The 21,670-nt window shown below is 67.7% G+C and carries 19 protein-coding genes; 3 read left to right on the forward strand and 16 right to left on the reverse strand.

The genetic code is table 11. The features are described 5' to 3' along the window. Window positions 1-68 precede the first annotated feature (68 nt). A complete protein-coding gene (gene trpA, locus ASD78_RS11960) occupies window positions 69-893 on the reverse strand; it encodes a tryptophan synthase subunit alpha (protein ID WP_056101626.1) in 825 nt (274 codons plus the stop codon). Between the two features lie 121 nt (window positions 894-1,014). Further along, window positions 1,015-2,232 (reverse strand): tryptophan synthase subunit beta, encoded by a 1,218-nt coding sequence (gene trpB, locus ASD78_RS11965; protein ID WP_056101628.1) that lies wholly within the window; start codon window positions 2,230-2,232, stop codon window positions 1,015-1,017. Window positions 2,233-2,326: 94 nt separating this feature from the next. Here trpB and ASD78_RS11970 point away from each other — a divergent pair, with 94 nt between their 5' ends. Continuing rightward, a complete protein-coding gene (locus tag ASD78_RS11970) occupies window positions 2,327-3,223 on the forward strand; it encodes a LysR family transcriptional regulator (protein ID WP_055899782.1) in 897 nt (298 codons plus the stop codon). 304 nt (window positions 3,224-3,527) lie between these two features. On the opposite strand, the gene ASD78_RS11975 is transcribed toward ASD78_RS11970, so the two are convergent. The 12 genes from ASD78_RS11975 to ASD78_RS12020 all read right to left on the reverse strand — a co-directional run bounded on the left by ASD78_RS11975 (window position 3,528) and on the right by ASD78_RS12020 (window position 17,243). Then, window positions 3,528-4,202 carry a phosphoribosylanthranilate isomerase gene (locus tag ASD78_RS11975; RefSeq protein ID WP_056101631.1) on the reverse strand — a complete coding sequence of 225 codons (675 nt, stop codon included), beginning with the start codon at window positions 4,200-4,202 and terminating at the stop codon, window positions 3,528-3,530. A 10-nt stretch (window positions 4,203-4,212) separates the two neighbouring features. Further along, the gene (gene truA, locus ASD78_RS11980; RefSeq protein WP_082559507.1) at window positions 4,213-5,070 is read right to left on the reverse strand and encodes a tRNA pseudouridine(38-40) synthase TruA; all 858 of its coding nucleotides are present in this window, start codon (window positions 5,068-5,070) and stop codon (window positions 4,213-4,215) included. Between the two features lie 3 nt (window positions 5,071-5,073). After that, window positions 5,074-6,906 (reverse strand): FimV/HubP family polar landmark protein, encoded by a 1,833-nt coding sequence (locus tag ASD78_RS11985; protein ID WP_056101634.1) that lies wholly within the window; start codon window positions 6,904-6,906, stop codon window positions 5,074-5,076. A gap of 156 nt (window positions 6,907-7,062) precedes the next feature. After that, on the reverse strand, window positions 7,063-8,103 hold the full coding sequence (locus ASD78_RS11990; RefSeq protein ID WP_056101637.1) for an aspartate-semialdehyde dehydrogenase: 1,041 nt from the start codon (window positions 8,101-8,103) through the stop codon (window positions 7,063-7,065). A 209-nt stretch (window positions 8,104-8,312) separates the two neighbouring features. Continuing rightward, window positions 8,313-9,326: a D-glycerate dehydrogenase gene (locus ASD78_RS11995; protein WP_056101639.1), complete on the reverse strand. Its 1,014-nt coding sequence runs from the start codon at window positions 9,324-9,326 to the stop codon at window positions 8,313-8,315. Next, the gene (aroC, locus tag ASD78_RS12000) at window positions 9,319-10,425 is read right to left on the reverse strand and encodes a chorismate synthase (RefSeq protein ID WP_056101641.1); all 1,107 of its coding nucleotides are present in this window, start codon (window positions 10,423-10,425) and stop codon (window positions 9,319-9,321) included. The genes ASD78_RS11995 and aroC overlap by 8 nt, the downstream gene beginning before the upstream one ends. A 109-nt stretch (window positions 10,426-10,534) precedes the next feature. Then, window positions 10,535-11,464 carry a 50S ribosomal protein L3 N(5)-glutamine methyltransferase gene (prmB, locus tag ASD78_RS12005; protein ID WP_235566488.1) on the reverse strand — a complete coding sequence of 310 codons (930 nt, stop codon included), beginning with the start codon at window positions 11,462-11,464 and terminating at the stop codon, window positions 10,535-10,537. A gap of 93 nt (window positions 11,465-11,557) precedes the next feature. Continuing rightward, window positions 11,558-12,106 carry a hypothetical protein gene (locus tag ASD78_RS12010; protein ID WP_156087724.1) on the reverse strand — a complete coding sequence of 183 codons (549 nt, stop codon included), beginning with the start codon at window positions 12,104-12,106 and terminating at the stop codon, window positions 11,558-11,560. 70 nt (window positions 12,107-12,176) lie between these two features. After that, window positions 12,177-12,695, reverse strand: a complete 519-nt coding sequence (locus ASD78_RS20055; protein WP_162250167.1) for a DUF4189 domain-containing protein — start codon at window positions 12,693-12,695, stop codon at window positions 12,177-12,179. Between the two features lie 554 nt (window positions 12,696-13,249). Beyond that, window positions 13,250-13,591 carry a hypothetical protein gene (locus ASD78_RS20750; RefSeq protein ID WP_156087726.1) on the reverse strand — a complete coding sequence of 114 codons (342 nt, stop codon included), beginning with the start codon at window positions 13,589-13,591 and terminating at the stop codon, window positions 13,250-13,252. Window positions 13,592-15,341: 1,750 nt separating this feature from the next. Beyond that, complete coding sequence (locus tag ASD78_RS12015) at window positions 15,342-16,373, reverse strand: type IV secretion system protein (protein WP_056101645.1); 1,032 nt, start codon at window positions 16,371-16,373, stop codon at window positions 15,342-15,344. 72 nt (window positions 16,374-16,445) lie between these two features. Then, window positions 16,446-17,243, reverse strand: a complete 798-nt coding sequence (locus ASD78_RS12020; RefSeq protein ID WP_235566489.1) for a hypothetical protein — start codon at window positions 17,241-17,243, stop codon at window positions 16,446-16,448. Between the two features lie 557 nt (window positions 17,244-17,800). On the opposite strand from ASD78_RS12020, the gene ASD78_RS12025 reads away from it, so the two are divergent. After that, entirely contained in the window at window positions 17,801-18,445 is a 645-nt protein-coding gene (locus ASD78_RS12025; protein WP_056101648.1) for an SCO family protein, read from the forward strand. Further along, the gene (asd, locus tag ASD78_RS12030) at window positions 18,442-19,305 is read left to right on the forward strand and encodes an archaetidylserine decarboxylase (RefSeq protein WP_056101651.1); all 864 of its coding nucleotides are present in this window, start codon (window positions 18,442-18,444) and stop codon (window positions 19,303-19,305) included. Before ASD78_RS12025 ends, asd begins: the two co-directional genes overlap by 4 nt. Before the next feature lie 155 nt (window positions 19,306-19,460). Here asd and ASD78_RS12035 read toward each other — a convergent pair whose 3' ends face one another. Next, window positions 19,461-20,657, reverse strand: coding sequence for a hypothetical protein (locus ASD78_RS12035; protein WP_056101654.1), 1,197 nt, complete (start codon window positions 20,655-20,657; stop codon window positions 19,461-19,463). Between the two features lie 236 nt (window positions 20,658-20,893). Next, a complete protein-coding gene (locus ASD78_RS12040; protein ID WP_055899818.1) occupies window positions 20,894-21,568 on the reverse strand; it encodes a hypothetical protein in 675 nt (224 codons plus the stop codon). Window positions 21,569-21,670: the final 102 nt, after the last annotated feature.

Here is a 21,670-nt window from a genome sequence, read left to right on the forward strand (position 1 = left end):
GCCTAGCGGGTCAGTTTAGCGCAGCCAGGTTTGGCCCAGGCAGGAGCGGTTCGCGGAACCGCCCGGACTCAGGCCAGGCCGTCCAGCGCCTGTCGCAGCGGCGTCAGGAATGCAGCGGCGGCCGCAGCCGCGGCCTCAGCGGCGGCGCCCGCACCCTCGGAATGGGTCGCGGCGATCGCCGCGACCAGGGCGCTGCCCACCACCACGCCCTCGGCCTCGCGCGCCATCGCGGCCGCGCTGGCGGCGTCCTTGATGCCGAAACCGGCCACCACCGGCACCCGGCTGCGCTGGCGGATCTCGCTCAGGCGCTGGTTGGCGGCGGCCGCGTCGAGGCGGTCGGCGCCGGTCACGCCGGCGAAGCTGACGTAATAAAGGTAGCCCTGGGCATCGTCGCAGAGCAGCGCCAGACGCTGATCGGTGGTGGTCGGCGAGGCCAGCAGGATCAGTTGCAGGCCGGCGGCGGCGAAGGCGGCGCGCAGTTCGGCGGCCTCCTCCGGCGGCAGGTCGACCAGCAGCACGCCGTCGACACCGGCGGCGGCCGCTTCGGTCGCGAAACGGGTCGCGCCGCGGATTTCGATCGGGTTGAGGTAGCCCATCAGCACCACCGGGGTCGCGTCGTCGCGCTCGCGGAACTCGGCCACGCAACGCAGCGCGAACGACAAGCCGGCGCCGCGCGCGATCGCGCGCTCGGAGCTGCGCTGGATGGTCGGGCCGTCGGCCATCGGGTCGGAGAACGGCACCCCGAGCTCGATCACGTCGGCGCCGGCCGCGGCCAGGGCGTGCATCACCGGCACGGTCGCCTCCAGCGACGGATCGCCGGCGGTGACGAAGGGGACCAGGGCCTTGCGGCTTTGCGCCTTGAGCGCGGCGAAGCGGGTGTCTATCCGGGTCATAGGGGCGGCGGCGAGAGGAACTGGTTGAGAGGAAATAGAACGAGTGAAAACGCGACGGAAACCATTGAAAGACGAGTCGGAACCCACTTGTTCCTATTTCCTCGCCTACTAATTCCCGGCCCTAAAACACGATGCCTTCGCGGCCGGCGATCGTATGCACGTCCTTGTCGCCCCGCCCGGAAAGGTTGCACAGCACGATCCGATCCTTGGGCATCGTCCTCGCCAGCTTCACCGCCTGGGCGATGGCGTGGCTGGATTCGAGCGCGGCCAGGATGCCTTCGGTGCGTGCGAGCTGGTGGAACGCAGCCAGGGCTTCGTCGTCGCTGACGCCGACGTATTCGGCGCGGCCGGCGTCCTTGAGGAAGGCATGCTCGGGGCCGACGCCCGGGTAGTCCAGGCCGGCGGAGACCGAATGGGTCTCGATGATCTGGCCTTCGTCGTCGCACAGCACGTAGGTGCGGTTGCCGTGCAGCACGCCGGGCCGGCCGGCCGCCAGCGAAGCGGCGTGGTGGCCGCTGGCGATGCCCTCGCCCGCGGCCTCGGCGCCGACGATGCGCACCGACGGGTCGTTGAGGAAAGCGTGGAACAGGCCGATGGCGTTGCTGCCGCCGCCGACGCAGGCGGTGATCGCGTCGGGCAGGCGGCCGTATTCGGCCAGCATCTGCGCCCTCGCTTCGCGGCCGACGATGGCGTTGAAGTCGCGGACCATGCGCGGGTACGGATCGGGGCCGGCGACGGTGCCGATGATGTAGAAGGTGTCGCGCACGTTGGTGACCCAGTCGCGCATGGCCTCGTTGAGCGCGTCCTTGAGCGTGGCCGAGCCGCTGGTCACCGGGACCACGGTCGCGCCCAGCAGCTTCATGCGGTAGACGTTGATCTTCTGGCGCTCGATGTCGGTCGCGCCCATGTAGACCACGCATTCCAGGCCCAGGCGCGCGGCCACGGTGGCGCTGGCGACGCCGTGCTGGCCGGCGCCGGTCTCGGCGATGATCCGGGTCTTGCCCATGCGGCTGGCGAGCAGCGCCTGGCCTATGGTGTTGTTGATCTTGTGCGCGCCGGTGTGGTTCAGGTCCTCGCGCTTGAGCAGGATCTGCGCGCCGCCGACTTCCTCGCTCAGGCGCTGGGCGTGGTAGATCGGGCTGGGCCGGCCGACGTAGTGGGCGAGGTCGCGGTCGAACGCCTCGATGAAGGCCGGGTCGACGCGGGCGGCGTCGTAGGCGGCGGCCAGCTCCTCGAGCGGGCCGATCAGGGTCTCGGCGACGAAACGGCCGCCGTAGCGGCCGAAATGGCCGGAGGCGTCCGGATAGGCGTGGTAGTCGGTAATCGCGGTCACGGGCAAGGCAGGCTCGGGAAGTTCCGCCACTTTATCGCAGCACGCAGGGCCCGATAACGAATAAAATCGGTTCGACCCGTCAGAAAAACTCACAGATCGGATGAGCCGCGACCTGCCCCCGCTCAATGCCTTGCGCGCCTTCGAGGCGGTGGCGCGGCTGGACGGCGTCGGCCGCGCCGCGGCCGAACTGCACGTCACCCATGGCGCGGTCAGCCGCCAGTTGCGTGTGCTCGAAGAGGCGCTGGGCACGGCCTTGTTCCTGCGCGAAGGCCGCGGGCTGGCGCTGACGCCGGCCGGGCAGCGCCTGTACGAGGCCGCCGCCGACGGCTTCGCGCCGCTGCGCGCGGCCTGGGCCGAACTGCAGCGGCGGCCGGCGCAGGCGCCGCTGGTGCTGGGCTGTCCCGGCAGCGTGCTGGCGCGCTGGATGATCCCGCGCCTGGAACGGCTGACGCGCGAGCGCCCTGCCCTGCGCCTGCATCTGGCCGCCAACGACACCGCGCCCGACGCCGCCCTGGCCGGCCTGGACGCGGCGCTGCTGATCGCATCGCCGCCCTGGCCGGCCGACTGGAACGTACGCGAGCTGGCGGTGGAGCGCATCGGCCCGGTGCTGAGCCCGCGCTGGCCGGGCGCCGCGGCGCTGAGCTCGGCCGCGCCGGACGCACTGCGCGGGCTGGAACTGCTGCACACCGTCTCGCGCCCGCAGGCCTGGAGCGACTGGGCCGCGCGGGTCGGAGTGGACCCGGCGTCGCTGCGCCCGGGGACCGGCTTCGCCCACCTGTATTACCTGCTGGAAGCGGCCAACGCCGGGCTGGGCGTGGCGATCGCACCGCAGCCGTTGGTGGCCGAGGACCTGGCCGCCGGGCGCCTGCTCGCGCCGTGGGGTTTCGTCGACACCGATGCGCGCTGGGCGCTGTGCGCACCGCGGCGGCGCGAGGACGCGCGCGTGGCGGACTTGGCGGCGTGGCTGCGCGAGGCCTTGGCGCGGGCTGAAGATTGAGTGCGGAACATGCGCGCGCTCGCGTTGCGGCGTTTTATAAGGAAGCTGAGGCGATCCGGCTGAAGTTCGGGCGCTGGGGTGCGCACGTCGGATGCGATGTAGCACGGTCGCGGCTTACGCCGCTCCTACCCCAAATCGGTGCCAGGCTCTGGGGTAGGAGCGGCGTAAGCCGCGACCACGACAATCCGAACGGCGGCATAGGCACCTTGCCGATCGAACGCGGCGATACGCGAGCCGGGTATATCGCGGAGCGATCACGCTTCCGCAGCAGGCGCGGAGTTGCGCACTTCGGCGCAACCGCCGATCAGTCGCTGTGGCAATCCGCGCGCCGCACTTCCTCGACGAAGCGCCGCATCAGGTCGCCGTCCTTGAGTCCGGGCGCGCTTTCGATGCCGCTGGACACGTCCACGCCCCAGGGCCGGGTCGCCAGGATCGCTTCGTAGACGTTGTCGGGCACCAGCCCGCCGGCGAGCAGGAACGGCTTGTGCATGCCGAGCGGAATCCGCGACCAGTCGAAGGTTTTACCACTGCCGCCGCTGCCGCCGGCGACGTGGCTGTCGAGCAGGAAGCCGGCCGCGGCCGGATAGCGCGCATGCAGGGCCAGGCCCGGGCTGGCCGAGGCCGGCTCGCCGCCCTCGCCCATCGCCACCGCCTTCAGGTACGGCACGCCGAACGAGCGGCAGAACCCGTCGTTTTCGTCGCCGTGGAACTGCAGCAGGCTGGGCCGGACCTGGCGCACCACCTCGCGCACCTGTTCGGCCGGGTTGTCCATGAACAAGGCCACCGCGTCGACCAGCGGCGCCAGCGCCTGGCGCATCGCCCGCGCTTCCTCGGCTTCGACCCGGCGCTTGCTGGACTCGGCGAACACGAAGCCGATCGCGTCCGCGCCGAGTTCGCAGGCCAGGCGCACGTCGCCCGGCCGGGTGAAGCCGCAGAACTTGATGCGGGTACGGAACAGGGACTTGGGCGCGTGCTTCACAGGATCACCTTCACAAGCTCACCTCGGCCGGCAATGACCACTGCGCAGGGTAGCGCGGACCGACGAACACCAGCCCGGCCGACGGCGCGGTCGGCCCGGCCACGGTACGGTCGCGACCGGCCAGCAACTGCGCGATCCAGGCCTCGGGCTGCTCGCCGCGCCCGACCGGCAGCAGGCTGCCGACGATGTTGCGGACCATGTGGTGCAGGAAGGCGTTGGCCTGGACTTCGATCTCGACGATGTCGCCGTCGCGGCGCACCGCGATGTATTGCAGGTCGCGGCGCGCGTGCGGCGCCTGGCAGTGCACGGTGCGGAATGCGGAGAAATCGTTCTCGCCGAGCAGCGCCTGGGCCGCGCGGTGCATGGCGTCGGCGTCGAGCGGACGGCGTTCCCAGCTCAGGTATTGGCGCTGCAGCGCCGGCCGCACCGGCCGGTTGAGGATACGGTAGCGATAGCGCCGCGCGCGCGCCGAGAAGCGCGCGTGGAAATCGTCGGCGACCGGCACGCACCAGCGCACGCACACCGACGGCGGCAGGCGCGAGGTCGTGCCCAGCACCCAGCCGCGCGGTTCGCGCGTCGCCGGGCCGTCGAAATGCACCACCTGGCAGGACGCATGCACGCCGGCATCGGTGCGGCCGGCGCAGGTCACGTCGATCTGGCGGCCGGCGACGAAGGACAAGGCCTCCTCGACCGCGCCCTGCACCGTCGGCTCGCCGCGCAGGTCGGGTTCGCCCGGCCGGCTCAGGCGCTGCCAGCCGGAGAATTCGCCGCCGTCGTATTCGATGCCCGCCGCATAGCGCCGCGTCGCGGCCGGGGCCTTTCCCGTCGAATCCGCCGCCGCGGGCGGCGTCGGAACCTCAGCCGCCACTCGTTACTCCAGTTCGCGCAGCATCCGCGCGGCCTGCTGGCGCGCGGCCAGATCGCCGGTCACCGCGACTTCGCCGAGCAGCTGACGCGCGCCCTCGTGATCGCCCAGGTCCATGTAGGCGCGCGCCAGTTCCAGGCGCTCCTGGCCCGGCTGCGCGGCCAGCAAGGGTTCCTGCACCGGTGCGGAGTCGCCGTGGCCGACCGCGGCGACGTGCCAGGCCGGGACCTTGCGCTCGGCGGGCGCGGACTGGGCCGCGCTCCAGAACGGTACGGGGGTCGCGGCGGCAGCGGCAGGCGCTGCGGCCGGGGTTTCGGCTGGCTCGGGCTCGGCCATTGCAGGCTCGACCGCTGCGGGCGCAGCCGCCGATTCGGCGAAGGCGTCGGCAATCGATGGCGCAGCGCCGGCCGCGAGCGGTGCGCGGAACACCGGCTTGGACGGACGCCGGCGCATGAACCACGCGCCCAGCACCGCCAGCAGCAGCACCGCGCCGGTGATCGCCCACGGCAGCATCGCCCCGCCCTGGGCGGCGGCCTGTTTCTGATTGGACTCGCTCAGGCGCTGCTGCGCCGCGGCCAGTTCGGTGTCCTTGAGCTGGATCAGCTGTTGCTGCTGCTTCTGCAACTGCTCCAGCTCGGCGACCCGGCCCTTGAGGTCCTGGAGTTCGGCTTCGCGGGCGGCCAGCGACTCCTTGGATTCTTGCAGTTCCTGTCGCAGCATCTCGCCCCCGCCGCCGGCGTTGATGCCGGATTGTGTACCCGCCCGCGCGGCGCGGCTGGCGCCGGGCGGAACGATTTCCAGACGCGCTCCGGCCGCAGCCGCCGCGTCCGTCGCTGTGCCGGCGCTGTTGCCGGCCGCACGCGGCGCCACCGCCAGCGGCACCGCTTCCACCGCCGGCTGCGGCGCCGGACGGCGCGCCTGGCGCCATTGCTGGATCTGGCTGCGCACCAGCGCGCTGGCTTCGCCGGCGTCGATGCTGGCCACTTCGTTGCCGGGCGGTACCCGCAGCACCGCGCCTTGTTTGAGACGGTTGACGTCGCCGCCGATGAAGGCGTCGGGGTTGGCGCGCAGCAGCGCGACCATGGTCTGGTCCAGCGAATAGCCGTCGCCCAGCTCCAGGCCGCTGGCGATGCGCGACAGCGAATCGCCGCGCTTGACGGCGATCGAGCCGTCCTCGCGCGCCGGCGCGGCGTCCAGCGGCGGTGCGGGCGACGGCGGCGGCGGCGCGATCGCGATGGCGGTCGGCTGCGCGGGATAGGCGTTGCCGGGTGCGGGCGCGGGCACGACCGGGATCGGGTCGACCGCGTCGGGCGTCACCGCGGCCGGATCGGCCGGGCTGTCGCTGGCGATCACCGCCGCCGGGTCCAGCGGCCGTTCGATCAGATTGGACGGCGCCGTCACCGGCGCCTCGATCGGCGGCTGCAACGGCGCCGACACGGTCTTGGGGGTATCGATCAGGGCCGAGTACTCGCGCACCAGGCGGCCCTGGCCCCAGTCGACCTCGACCAGGAAGGTCACCAGCGGCTGGTTCACCGGCTGCTGGCTGGTCACCCGGATCACCGGGTTGCCGCGCGCGTCCAGGGCGACCTGGAACTGCAGGTCGGAGACGATGCCCTGCGGCGGCATCAGGCCGATGCGGGTGAAGGTTTCGGGCGAGGCCAGGCGCGCCTGCAGCTGTTCGAGCTCGGCCGGGTCGCTGGAGACGATCGGGATTTCCGCCAGCAGCGGCTGGTCGGAGCGCGACTTGACCTCGATCTGGCCCAGGCCGAGCGCGCAGGCGCCGCCGCTGGCCAGAGCCAGCGCCAATGCCAACGCGGTGCGCGTGAAACGATGCTTCACTCTGAATGCCACTCCCTGTCCCCTGGCGGCGACTCTAGCCGCCGCCATGGTTATTACGCAATCCGAACGTAATACGGTCACATTGCGCCGTAAGCCCCGGTTTCGGGCGGCCCGAGCCGGGCCGCCCGTCGCCTGTTTATCCGGCCGAGGCGCCGCTCAGGCCGCGTTCTGCGCGCGCTGCTCGGCCCACACCAGCTCGGCCAGCTGTACGGCGTTCAGCGCCGCGCCCTTGCGGATGTTGTCGGCCACCACCCACATCGCCAGACCGCGCGGATGCGAGATGTCGTCGCGGATGCGACCGACGTAGACCGGATCGTGGCCGGAAGCGTGGGTGACCGGGGTCGGATAACCGCCGCCGACCGCCTCGTCCACCACTTCCAGGCCCGGCGCGGCTTCCAGCAACTTGCGCGCATCGGCCGCGCTGAGCTTCTCGCGGGTTTCGATGTGCACCGCCTCGGAGTGGGCGTAGAACACCGGCACCCGGACCACGGTCGCGTTCACGCCGATCGAGTCGTCGCCGAGGATCTTGCGGGTCTCCCAGACCAGCTTCATCTCCTCGGTGGTGTAGCCGTTGTCGGTGAAGTCGCCGCCGTGCGGGATCACGTTGAACGCGATCTGCACCGGGTAGACCTCGGCCTTGGTCTCCTGGAAGTTCAGCAGGCCCGCGGTCTGCCGGCCCAGTTCCTCCAGCGCGCGCCGGCCGGTGCCGGACACCGACTGATAGGTCGCCACGTTGATGCGCTCGATCCCGACCTTGCGGTGGATGGGCGCCAGCGCGACCAGCATCTGCATGGTCGAGCAGTTCGGGTTGGCGATGATGCCGCGCGGGCGGTGGGCGATCTGCTCGGGATTGACCTCGCTGATCACCAGCGGGACGTCGTCGTCGTAGCGGAAGGCCGAGGAGTTGTCGACCACCACCGCGCCGGCCGCGGCGAACTTGGGCGCGTATTCCTTCGACACCGAACCGCCGGCCGAGAACAGGGCGATGTCGACGCCGGTCGGGTCGAACGTGGTCAGGTCCTCGACCACCAGGGTTTTGCCTTCGAACTGGATTTTCTCGCCCGCCGAGCGTTCGCTCGCCAACACATGCAGACGGCCGATCGGGAATTTCCGCTCGGCCAGGACTTTCAGCATGGTTTCACCGACCGCTCCGGTAGCACCGACCACGGCGACATTGCAGGACGTCTTGGCGTTCATCAGTTTCGATTTACCTGGCTTGGGGGCCGCCGGACCCATTTCCGGCGGGTGTTGCTTGAAGGCGGGGATTCGGAATTCGGGATTGGGGATTCGTCGAAGCGGGTCGGGCGACTGGCCGCTGCATCGAATCCCAATCCAGGCCTGCCGATTATCGGCTAAGCGCGGCGAGAAAGGCGGATCGGCGTGCGCATCGCGAACGCGAGGCTGGTTCAGGCGCCGCGTTTTCGGGCGTGGGTAAGCGCGTCGGCGTTCAGCGGCGACGGCGGGCGGCCGGCGTCGGGGCCGTAGCCCAGGGCGGCGATCAGGTTGTCGACCGCCAGCGCGACCATGGCCCGGCGCGTGGCCAGGCTGCCGCTGGCGATGTGCGGGGTCAGGACCACGTTGCGCAGCGCCAGCAGGCGCGGATTGATCGCCGGCTCGCCTTCGAACACGTCCAGCCCGGCCGCGGCCAGGCGCCCGGCGCCGAGCGCATCGGCCAGCGCGTCCTCATCGATCAGGCCGCCGCGGGCGATGTTGGTGAGGGTCGCGTGAGGACGCAGCCGGGCCAGAGCCACGGCGTCGACCAGATGATGGTGCTCGGGCGCGTACGGCAGCACCAGAACCAGGTGATCGGCGCGCTCGAACAGCGCCTCGAAACCGACGTACTGGGCGGCGTGCTCGCGCTCCACCGCCTCGGGCAGGCGGCTGCGGTTGTGGTACAGCACGCGCATGCCGAAACCGGATGCGCGCCGGGCGATGCCGCGGCCGATCCGGCCCATGCCGAGGATGCCGAGCGTCGCGCCGTGAATGTCGCCGCCGAGCAGTGACTCGAAGCTCCACTGCCGCCAATGGCCGTCGCGCAGCCAGCGCTCGGCTTCGGTGATCCGGCGCGCGGTCGCCATCATCAGGGCGAAGCCGAAGTCGGCGGTGGTTTCGGTCAGCACGTCGGGCGTGTTGGTGGCCAGGATCCCGGCCGCGCTCAGCGCCGGCAGGTCCAGGTTGTTGTAGCCGACGCCGACGTTGGCGATCGCGCGCAGGCGGCCGGCGCCGGCGACCTGCGCCGCGCCGATGGCGTCGTTGAGCGTGACCAGGGCGCCGTCGGCCTCGCGCAGGGCCGCGGCGACCGCGTCCGGCGCGTGCTGGACGACCGTTTCGGTCGCGCTCACCTCGAAGTGTTCGCCCAGCCGTCCGACGATGTCGGCGAACAGCGGCTGCGAGACCCAGACCCGCGGACGCTCAGCCATCCGCGTCGCCGGCCGGGATGCGCGGCGTCACTTCGCCGACGTCGCCGCATTGGGCGCGATGGCGCAGGGCCTGGTCCATCAGCACCAGCGCGACCATGGCCTCGCAGATCGGGGTGGCGCGGATGCCGACGCAGGGGTCGTGGCGGCCGGTGGTGACCACTTCGACCTCGTTGCCGTGCACGTCCAGGCCGCGCCCGGGCAGGCGCAGGCTGGAGGTCGGCTTGAACGCGGTCGAGCAATGCAGCTGCTGGCCGGTGCTGATGCCGCCGAGGATGCCGCCGGCGTGGTTGGAGGCGAAACCGGCGCGCGACATCTCGTCGCGGTGCTCGGTGCCGCGTGCGGCGACCGCGGCGAAACCGTCGCCGATCTCCACGCCCTTGACCGCGTTGATGCTCATCAGGGCCGCGGCCAGCTCCCCGTCGAGCTTGCCGTAGATCGGCTCGCCCCAGCCCGGCGGCACGTTGTCGGCGATCACGTCCACGCGCGCGCCGACCGAATCGCCGGACTTGCGCAGCGCGTCCATGAACGCCTCCAGTTCGGCGACCTGGGCCGCGTCGGGCCAGAAGAAGGGGTTGTCCTCGACCACGCCCAGGTCGTAGCCATTGGGGAAGATCTCGCCGATCTGCGACATGAAGCCGCGCACGCGCACGCCGTAGCGCTGCGCCAGCCACTTCTTGGCGATCACGCCGGCGGCCACCCGCATCGTGGTCTCGCGCGCGGACGAGCGCCCGCCGCCGCGCGGGTCGCGCAGGCCGTATTTCTGCCAATAGCTGTAGTCGGCGTGGCCGGGGCGGAACTGCTCGGCGATCGAACCGTAGTCCTTGCTGCGCGCGTCGGTATTGCGGATCAGCAGCGCGATCGGGGTGCCGGTGGTCAGGCCCTGGTAGACGCCGCTGAGGATCTCGATCTCGTCGGCCTCGCGCCGCGCCGAGGTATGGCGGGTCTTGCCGGTGGCGCGGCGGTCGAGGTCGTGGCGGAACTCCTCCGGCGCGATCGCCAGCCCCGGCGGACAGCCGTCGACCACGCAACCGATCGCCGGGCCGTGGCTTTCGCCGAAGGTGGTCACCCGCAACAGGCGGCCGAAGGTGTTGTTCGACATGCGTCTCTCTCGTCAGCCGCGGCGCGCGCGATTCACAGTGCGCATACCGCCGTTTCGGTTTCAGACCCGCCCGACAGCCTGCGCGCCTTCCTGTCCATTCCCGGCGCGCTCAGCCGCCGCGTTGGCGCGCGAGCTCGGCGATGCGGGCATGGTGCTCGACCAGGTCGTTACGCTCGGCGACGAAGATGCCCATCTGCCCGACCTTGAACTCGACCCAGGCCAGCGGCAGCTCCGGCAGCAGCTCGACCAGGGCGCGCTCGGCTTCGCCGACTTCGCAGATCAGCAGGCCGTGCTCGCTGAGATGGTCCGGCGCGTCGCGCAGGATCTTCAGCGCCAGGTCCAGGCCGTCGTCGCCGGCACGCAGACCGAGCTCGGGCTCGTAGGAGTATTCCTTCGGCAGCGCGTCGGTCTCTTCGTTGGTGACATAGGGCGGATTGGTCACGATCAGGTCGTAGACCTCGCCCTGCAACCCGGCGAACAGGTCCGACTTGCGCAGCTCGACGTTGTCGGCGTGCAGGCGGGCCTTGTTCTCGGCGGCCAGCGCCAGCGCGTCGTCGTTGATGTCGGCGCCGTGCACGACCCAGTCGGGGTGGTAGTGCGCGGTGGCGATGGCGATGCAGCCCGAACCGGTGCACAGGTCCAGGGCGCGCTCGATCGGACGGCCGCCCAGCCAGGGCTCGAAGCCAGATTCGATCAGCTCGGCGATCGGCGAGCGCGGCACCAGGGCGCGACGGTCGCTCTTGAAGCTCAGGCCGGCGAACCAGGCCTCGCCGGTCAGGTACGCCGCCGGGATGCGCTCGCCGATGCGGCGCTTGAACAGCGCCAGCACCGCGTCTTTCTCGTCCGTGGTGACCTTGGCCGCGCCATAGACCGGACTCAGGTCGTGCGGCAGGTGCAGCGCGTGCAGAACCAGCTGGGTCGACTCGTCCAGGGCGTTGTCGTAGCTGTGGCCGAAGGTCAGCCCGGCCGCATTGAAGCGGCTGGCACCGTAGCGGATCAGGTCGATGACGGTCAGCGGCTCGAAGGAAACGGGGGGCACGATAGGTCCGGGGGCGTTGCAGGGCCGGGCATTATAGCGGCCGGGCCGACCCGGGTCCGCGGCCCGCCCGGATCGGCGCTGAACCATAGTCGCTTATAGCTTCACGGCATAAGGCCCGTCCCCGGCGCCCTGCCCGGCCAGCGCCGCCGCCAGCGACCGATAGCTCGTCGCCCCAGCCAGCACCTGCACGGCAGCGGCCATCAACAGCAATCCGAACACCACCCCGGTCTCCGGCACGTGCAGCGGCAACTCCATCATCAGCGGCAAGCTGACCGTGGACAGGGCCAGCAGCCAAGCCGTCCGCGCCAGCAGGCGCGCCGTCCGCAGCGGCCTCGCCGCGTCCGCGACGGCCCGCAACTCACGATCGCGATCCCGTGCCAGACGTCGCCGCGCCGACGCCACCAGGCAAGTCGCCAGCACCGCCGCCCGCAGCTGCAGCAACCCCGCCGTCACCGCGCCCCACTTCGACAGCTCGACCAGACTCAGATCGACGCCGCGTATGCCGAGTACGGCGAGCATGATCGCCAACAGCAGCACCACGAATCCGGCCATGGCGCCGGCTTGTACGGTGCGGGCTGCGGAGGGCCAGCCTTGGTCGACATGGGCATGCGCTTGATCCGGCAGGCCAGATTCACGATTCACTGCGCTTTCCGTCCTGTCTTGCCGCGGGACGAACACCGAATGCTGCGCATACTGATTGCATGGCGGAAGATCACTGTACCTGCACAGGCAAGCTGCAGGCCTTGTAGTAGATCTGACAGTCTTTGATCCCAGCCTCTTCGCACATGCTCAGGCCGTGAGACGCGGCTATTTCAACTGTCGCCCCACCTTGCGAGCGGCCGTATCCGATGCCTGCGACGACAACCGCGCATTGATTGTCGTAGATCAAATTGATCCTGCAGTTCTGCCCTCCTTTAGCGCAGCAGTCGGCAAGCGCCTCATTCTTCGCCTGTCGCTTATTCCTGGCCGCAACTGAGACTCCGATACCTACATTGCTTCCGATACCTACATTGCTTTGGCCAAAGTCGAACGCAATCGCGCCCCAGCGCCCCTGCCAGCGAGGGCCGCCATTGCCTCTATCGTCACCTTGCGCACCGGGCAGAGGCATGCAGTTCACCACCCCATTCTCCGGTCCTGGGGCCTGTACGTAACCCTCAGGGCATTTGCCTTCGCCGACCGCCTGTGTGCTCACGACCAGGAAGACTAGACCAGCGAAGCGATGCGACTTCATGATCACGACCGACACTCCCGCTGGGCGTCACTGAACCAGCACGGGTTCTGTGCATTCGGCATATACGATCCTGCATTCGATGCGAGACGCCTCCTTGCACGCCGGTAGCGCATGACTGGTTGCGTCTTCAATAGACGGGCCGCCCTGGGTATAGATGTGCCCTCCGATAGCATTTGGCCAAGCGACCACCACACATTGGTTTCTATACGCCAGTTGGACCACGCACTTCTCCGAACCGTACTGTGCACAAAGTTTCATCGCCTCTTTCTTCGCGCTCGACTTTGACCATTCACCTACGGCAGTACCCATATCGCCTGTCGCCGAATCAATGGCGACCGCCCCCCAAGTGAGCTTCCATCTCGGCTCTCTTGGCGCCCCTCCGCTTCCCACGGGAATCGGCGCACAGTTGATGACGCCCTTCGAACCGTTATCGGTAGGGTAGTAGCCGGGAGGACAAGATCCCTCAGCACAAACAGTTCCGAAGAACAGATAGGACACGAGTACAAGACCGTATTTCCTGACCATGTGCGTCCGCCCCTGAAAGTTTGATCTTCTCAACGTTCGCTCCTTCCTTTTCTTATAACCTCTCCGTTGGCAATCGAAGCCTCTGCCGGACTATGCGCACGAGGGCCAATGGCCTGATTCGTTGTCGCGCCCCGCTCTGCAGGTCCGTCTCGCTCGCGCTGCGGCATGTCAGGCGCCGCGCCGCCTGTGCCCCCTGCCTGCCCACCGGCACCACCAAACGCAGAAAAGCTCGCAAAGCTCCCCACCGTCCCCTGAAAGAACATCGCAGCCGCCGGCGGCACCGTCACGATCAACACCGTCAGCAACAAGCCGATCCCGCCCTGCTTCATCGCCTGCGTGGTCAGGCCTTCGGCGTCCGAGCCGAGAAGCAACTTACTAGGCCTTTCATCAGCTTGTTCCTCCTGACGGTGAGTCCGAACGGAGTCAAAAAAGCAGGAGTGCTCATGCTCACAACACCTCAGTAGTCCTATAGCGGAAGGCTGCAAGCTTTGTAGTAAACCTGACAATCCTGCGCCCCTGCCGCCCTGCACATTCGTAAACCTTGATTCGCAGCTATCTCCACTGTAGGCCCTGGTAGTGACTGAGAGTACGGAACTCCCGCGACAACTACGGCGCACTGGTTGCTGTAGACCAAGTCGACTTTGCACCCCTTGCCGCCTTTTTGTCGGCAGTGTTCCAATGCTTCCCGCGTGGCTTTCCGCTTGCTGCCAGCAGCCACAGAAACGCCCATTCCGACATTACTTGGACCAAGATCAAACACGATCGCGCCCCAACTTCGCCGGGAAACTTCGCGGGATTCGACTGCACTCTTGCTATTGGATGGAATAGGGGCGCAGCCTTGCACAGCGTCTCGGAAACCAGAGGTCGGATAGTACCCAGCAGGGCAATTTCCCTCGCTGAAGGCCGCGCCATAGAACGCAATGAGGATGACTGCGAGGAGACAACGAAATCTTCCGTTCATGACTTGGCCCCCTTACAACTAGAATCCGTTCTAGCTGGTGGATTTCGATGCGCGAGACCAGGTAATACGCGTGTACTCGGCGCGCCCCCTGACGCCAGAGGAGCACCCGCACCGCTAGTACCGTGTTCGATAGGCCTCTGTGCGGCCGGAGTCGTGCTGGCCGCAAAAGCAGAGTAAGACTGGAAGCCCCCCACTGTCCCCTGGAAAAACATCGCAGCCACCGAAACGCCGATCCCGACATTGCTCGGCGCGAAGTCGATTGCGATAGCACCTCACCTGCTCGACCAACCGGGCCCATTCTCGCGGGAAGGTGCATCGCCCGTACCGGGCAACGGCATGCAATTGATCACTCCATTCTCTGGCCCGGGCGCTTGAATGTAGCCGCCAGGACACATTCCTTCACTTCTCGCGCGCGAGCTCGTACAGAGCCACATGATCGCAATGAAGAGAGCACATGGAACTTTCATCATTGCTCTCCTTCTTGTAGATATCCCGTACACAGCCAGAATTTCTCTACTCGGCATCATTGAACCAACACCGGATCCGTGCACTCGGCATACACGATCTTGCATTCGGCGCTCGACGCCTTCTTGCACTTTGGGAGCGCATGACTGGTCGCATCCTCAATAGAAGGGCCGGTTTGGGTGACGTTGTACCCTCCGATGACAGTAGGCCAAGCGACTACTGCACATTGATTCTTATATGCCAGCTTTAACGAGCATTTCCGAGAACCACCCCTTGCACACCGCTTCATTGCCTCTTTCTTCGCACTTGCCTTCGAAGCCTCCCCGACGACAGTCCCGATATCGCCGGAGATAGCATCGATTGCAACCGCGCCCCAAGTTAGCTGCCATTTCGGCCCCCGGGGCACGGTGGCATCTCCTACCGGAATAGGGGCACAGTTGATTACTCCTTTCGAGCCGTCATCGGTGGGGTAGTAACCCGGGGGGGCAAGCCCCTTCCGCGCGAACACTCGTCAAGAACAGATAGGAAATGAGGACCAGGCACAACTCCCTGACAATGTTCATTCGCCTCCACAGATTCGATGGTCTCAACGCTCGCTCCTCCCCTGCCTTACAACCTCTTGATTGGCGGTAGAAGCCTCCGGCGAGCCAAACACGCGAGGACTAGAAATCTGACTTGCTGCCGTATCCTGTTCATCAAGCCGATCTCGCACGCGCTGCGGCACTGCAGGTACTGCCCCAACATTTGGCGCCCCCGACGCTCCAGCAGCTCCGCCACCAAATGCCGAGAAGCTCGCAAAGCTCCCCACCGTCCCCTGAAAAAACATCGCAGCCGCCGGCGGCACCGTCACGATCAACACCGTCAGCAACAATCCGATCCCGCCCTGCTGCATCGCCTGCGTGGTCAGGCCTTCGGTGTCCGAGCCGAGGAGGCCGTTGGCGGCCTTGGCCATCCACAGCGCCACCGCCACGCGCGAAGCCAGTTCCAGCGCGATCGCGGTGACCGCGCTCAGCATCGCCATCGAGAACAAGGTGCCGATGCCGTACATCAGCCATTTGCGGAACAGTCTCCTTGGTCTGGTCGAAGATCAGGCACAGGATGAACAAGGGCCCGAGGCCGATGAACAATGCCAGGGTGAACTTGTAGAGCAGCAGCATCGCGCCGGCGGTCATCGGCGGGCTGGCCGTGCCGAAGCCGGCGAACAGCAGCGCGCGTGTTTTCTCGTCGTAGGTCTGCTGGTCGCCGTCGACGACCTGCACCGCGTCGATCGCGCTCAGCGCTACCTGCATGTAGGCCAGGTTCTCGTCGATCGCATCGGCCGAGCTGCGGCTGGTCTCGCCGGTGAACAGCGTATGGATTTCCTGGTCGAGGTCGGTGGTGAAAGCGCGCTGCAGGCTGCCACCGAACACCGACATGCTGGTCGCGACGCCGACGATCACCGCGATCCGGGTCAGCTGGGTGACCAGGGCCAGAATCGGCTCGCGCGACTGCCCGGTGACGATGCGGTAGCCCGCGATCAGGATCCACAAGGTCACCAGGGTCAGGGCGATGCCGGAAGCCCAGGCCATGAAGCGCCCCATCAATTGCAGGCCGAACTCATCGACCTTGTGGCTGAGGTAGTCGTTGACCAGCTTGAAGAAGGCGAATTCGCCGACCCCCGCCACGCGCGGCGACCACGCATCCCACCACGCTCCCACACTGCCGCCCCATTCGATCACTGCCTGCATATCCTGCTTCCTGCGGGGGCGCGTCGCCCCAATGCGCTACGCCGCGAACACGCCGGCGCGGCGGTTGCCGACTCAATAGCCCAATGCCGCCTTCAGCGCCGCCGCCTGGACCACCTGACCGGCGATCGCCGCTGCGCCCTGCCCCTTCTTGCCGCGCATCGCGCGTTTGGCCAGGCGCGTCTGGTCCAACTTCAAGGACTCGATGTAGCCCTGGTAGGCGGTCATGCGTGCCTGCCAATAGTCGAGGTCCATCGCGATGCGGGCCACGAAGCGCTGGACTTCGTTGTCGTTGGCGGCCAGCGCGCCCTGGTCCTGGCCGCCCTGATCGCGCTGGCGCTGCACCGCCTGGAACTCGCGATTGCGCTGGATCAGCGTCTTGAGCATGCGCACGGACTCGTTGTACCTGGCGTTCTCGGCCTGGACCATGCGTTCGCAGACCTTCTGTTGCTCGTCGAGCACGGCGCCGTCCATTTTCGGCTGCGCCGCATTGAAGATCCGCGTCAACACGCCGCCGGGGACTCCGTCGGTATTGCCCTTGGCGGGGCAGCTGTCTTCCATCCCGTAGTTCAACGCACGCTCGGGGAAGGCGTCCTCCATCTGCGGATCGCCGAAGTTCAGGCGCTGCAGGCGGATCAACTGTTGCTGATAGTGCTTGTAGGTGTCGGTGTAGGACTTGTAGGTGTCGTTCCAGCGCTTGGCCTGCAGGCCGAACTCCTTGGCGTCGGCGAAGGTCTGGCGCGCCTGACCGAGGATCACCGCGGGGTCCTGCACGACCATCTGGGCGGCCGCCTCGCCCGGGGTCAAACCTGAGGCCAGCAACAGGAGGATGAAACCGCAGCTGCGGGCGTGGAGGTGGAATATCCGTTCCATCGAAAAGTCCGAATCTAAAGTTAATGCAATGCCGGAGCACCGGGCTGCCGTTGAATACCGCACAACAAATGTGGATTTATTCAACCTGATCGCCACAATCGGATTTAGAAACCAATCCATGACGGCGATCGCAGTTTTGCCAGCGTTATGCGCGCTTTGCAAGCGAAATTTTTCGCATTGGCCCATGACCTGGAGCCATTTAAGTATTAATTACCGATTACTTGTGCCGCCATGCACTGCACTTGATTTTATAATCACAATTCCGTGTTCAGAATGAGTAAATTAAATCAGCACATTAAGATCACTCATTGCATCAAGTATCCCCATTAAGTGCGTGCGCCACGCACCGACGAGCCGACGCGAGACAGACCTCTCGCCGACGCGGCTCAGGATCGAATCGGTTCGTAAACGTCGACGGCGCCACAGCGGCAAACGCCGCTACTCGCGAGGTTCGGAACAGCGCCCGATCGGTCCGCACGCCTCCGCGGCGCCAGGCCGCGGCACGCCGCATGCGCCTTCGTCGGTATCATGATCGGGATACCTCCGCTGGATCGGCCATGTTCAACCGCACCACCGTCATCATCCTCATCGCCGCGCTCGCCGCCGCGCTCGGCCTGTGGGCCGCGCAACGCCACTTCGGCTCCGCCGCGCCCACGCAGTGGCCGCAGACCCAGGCCGTGCGCCTGTTCTCGCCGCCGCGCGAACTGCCGGATTTCTCGCTGCGCCAGTCCGACGGCACCGCGCTGGTGCCGGGCGAACTCAAGGGCCACTGGACCCTGGTGTTCCTGGGCTTCACCCATTGCCCCGACGTCTGCCCGACCACCCTGGCGGAAATGGCGCAGGCGCAGAAGCAGTGGGCGTCGATCCCGGAAGCGATGCGGCCGCGGGTGCTGTTCGTGTCGGTCGACCCCGAGCGCGACACGCCCGACCGCATCGGCGAATACGCCCACGCCTTCCACAAGGACACCCTGGCCGCGACCGCCGACCTGCCGGCGCTGGAGCGTTTCGCCAAGTCGCTGAGCATGGTGTTCGCCAAGGTGCCGCCGCCCGAGGGCATTCCGGCCGACCAGTACTCGGTCGACCACAGCGCCTCGATGGCGGTGCTGGACCCGCAGGGCCGCATGGCCGGCCTGATCCAGCCGCCGCTGGACCCCAAGGCGATCGCCGCCGACATGGCCGCGCTGACCGGGGCCGCACCGTGAGCCTGGTGACCACCCTCACCTACCTGCTGCCGCATCGTGCGCTGTCCTCGATCGCACGCTCCCTCGCCTATTCGACCCGCCCCGGCGTGAAGCAGTGGCTGATCGACACGGTGACGCGCAAGTTCGGCGTCGACCTGTCCGAGGCCGCCGAGCCGGACCCGCGCGCCTACCCGAGCTTCAATGCCTTCTTCACCCGCGCGCTCAAGCCCGGCGCGCGCGTCGCCGATCCCGACCCGCGCGCGCTGCTGATGCCCGCCGACGGCCGCATCAGCCAGTGCGGACCGATCAAAGCCGGCGACATCTTCCAGGCCAAGGGCCAGTCCTTCACCGCCGCCGAACTGCTGGGCGACGAAGAGGCCGCCGAACCGTTCGCGGACGGCGTCTACGCGACCGTCTACCTGTCGCCGAAGGATTACCACCGCGTGCACATGCCCTGGTCCGGCACTCTGCGTGAAACCGTGCACGTGCCCGGCCGCCTGTTTTCGGTCGGGCCGGACGCGGTGCGCAACGTGCCGCGCCTGTTCGCGCGCAACGAGCGCCTGGTCTGCCACTTCGACACCGACTTCGGGCCGATGGCGGTGGTGATGGTCGGCGCGCTGCTGGTGTCGGGCGTGGAAACAGTCTGGAGCGGGGTCGAGATTCCGCGCTACGCCGATACCGTCACGGTCAAGGATTACCGCGGCGCCGGCATCGCGCTGGAACGCTTCGACGAAATGGCGCGCTTCAACTACGGCTCGACCGTGATCGTGCTGCTGCCTCCGGGCGTGGCCACGCTGTCGCCGGCGCTGGCCGCGGAAGTCGCGGTTCGGCTGGGCCAACCCCTGGCGACGCGGGTGGATGGAGGCGCGGCGCCGGTTTAAGAGACGAAGCGACCCTGCTGCTCGCGAACGGCAGGGTCGCATGGGGTTTCGAACTCAATTTCGAGTGCCCGCATGCGCCGGCCCCTCACCCCAACCCCTCTCCCGCCGGGAGAGGGGCTTGAAGACCACGCAGCGACGGACTTCCGCTCGCGCCGTCAGTACACCGGTGTCGCCACGTAGGCGATGCCCAGCCCGGTTTGCGGATCGATCGCCTGGCCGCTGATGCGGCCGAAGTCGTCGATGTCGGTGGCGGTGGTCGGTCGCGGACCGTCGGCGGGGAAATCCGGCACCAGATCGCGCAGCCGATGGACGCCGCCGTCGCGCCACAGCACCGCATCGCAGACCGACATGCTGGCGTCCGTGCAGGAACGGCCGACCGCGTGCCGCCACAGGTTCAATGAGTTGCCCTGTGCGTTGAGATGGCCGGCCAGTTTCGGCAGCGCCTTCATGCCGTCGCGACGCGTCCACAGGAACGCGCCCCAATCCGGCGCACCGTCCTGGGTGACCGACTGGTTGCCGAAACCGACCACGTCGCCCTGCGGGTTGATCGCCATCGGCGTGTTCCAGGCTTCGCCGCCGATATCGCCCAGCACGGTCGGCCGGCCGTTTTCCCACATCACCGCGCGGATCGCGCTGAACTTGCCGACCGCGTCGTCGCAGATGCCCGAGATGCCGACCACCTGGCCGCGGTCGTTGATCGCAGTAGCCGAGCTGACCGTATCGCCGGCGCCGATCACCGGCGGCAGTTCCTTGATGCGGTTGCGGCGCGGTTCCCACAACGCCGCGCGGAACTGGAATTTCTGCGGCAGCACGCAACCGACCGGGTCGCGCACCGCGGTCTCGGCCCAGCCCACGACCTGGCCGAAATTGTTGGAGCCGGCGGCGAAGCCGTGGGTGCCGCCGAAGGTCGGCAGGGCCTGCATGCGGCCGTTCTCCCAGACGAAACCCAGGCACTGATAGCGCGGCGAACCGGCCGGTCGCCCGAGCAGGAACGCCGAGCAGCTCCAGCCCTCGTTCTCGACGTCGATGGTGTTGGTTTCGGCGATGCCGGTGATCATGCCGCGCACATTCTTGACCGGCCATACCACGGCGCTCTGTCGCTCCGGGCTGCCCAGCGTGCCCAGGTCGGTGATCTGGTTGTTGCGCCACAGCACCGCGTGACGATGCGAAGGCGCGGGCACAGTCAGGGTCGAGCGGCCGGCGACCCAGCCCAGGTCGTTGATGCTGGTGGCGGTGCTGGAACCGCCCAGCGACGGCAAATAGTCGATGCGATAACGCGGCGGCGCGGCCTGCGCGGCGCCGGCGGCGAACAGGCTCAGACTCAATAGCGAAATCGGCAGCGTGAGCTTCATGGCAGGTGCTCCTTGAGGCCGAGCGCGGTCGTCGCGATGCGCGGACGCGATCGGCGTGGGATGTAGCGACGGTGATGAGGGTTGCGCGCTAGCGGCGCAGCGTTCTTATGCGCCGGCGCATAGGGGATTACTCGCCGTTTTCGGACGACTTCATCCGCCCCTGCGTTCGTTGTCGTTTGCGCGTGTCGGCAATGCGCGCCGCGTGTGCGGAGCCTGCGATTTCAAGGTTTTCGCGCCTAGCGGCGACGCTCCAGCTCGCCGATTTTGCGTTCCAGCTCGGCGACCAGCGCGGGATCCGCGTCCTTGCGATGAGCGTCGAGAAACTCGCGCACCGCATCGCGGTACTCCTGGATGAACTCGGGATTGGTCGGGCTCACCTCCAGCTGCGCGGCGGCCTTGTCCACCGGCCGGCGCGCCTCTCCGACCACCCAGACGCGGCCGTAGTCGGACTCGTCGCTCATGATCGCGATGTTGCGCTCGAAGCCCGGCACGTACTTGGCGACGAAAGGCTGGCCCTGCGGCGGGATCAGGATCGTGTTGCGGATCGGATAGATGCTCGCCGACATGGTGTCGAACTCGACCTTGACCTCGCGCCCCTCCGCGGTACGCAGCACCGCCCAGTAATCGTAAATGGACTGGTCGTTGAGGGTGGAGCTGGTCTCCTCGGAATGCACGACCACCGCCGTGCCGGTGCTGCCGCAGGCGTTGAGGAACAGCGCGTTGAGGATATGCCCGGTGAAGAAGTTGAGCTGGCCGCCGATGAAGGCCACCAATACCAGCGCCAGCCACCAGCCCCTGCCGGTCCAGCGCGCCATCAGGAAGCTCACAAGAACGGCCAGCACGATCATGCCCAACCAGGACCAGAACGGGTGGTGGGCGAGCAGGTAGAACAGTGCGGACAATGCGGTCATGGGGCCGGAACGGGTCGGTGATCGGTTCGCCGCATCTTGACATGGGCGGTGCTGGCCTACGGTTACAACATTCGTCGCTGAAGCGGCCGATGGCGGTTTGGC

The organism is Lysobacter sp. Root667 (assembly GCF_001427715.1).
In the GTDB taxonomy this organism is placed as follows: Bacteria; Pseudomonadota; Gammaproteobacteria; order Xanthomonadales; family Xanthomonadaceae; genus Lysobacter.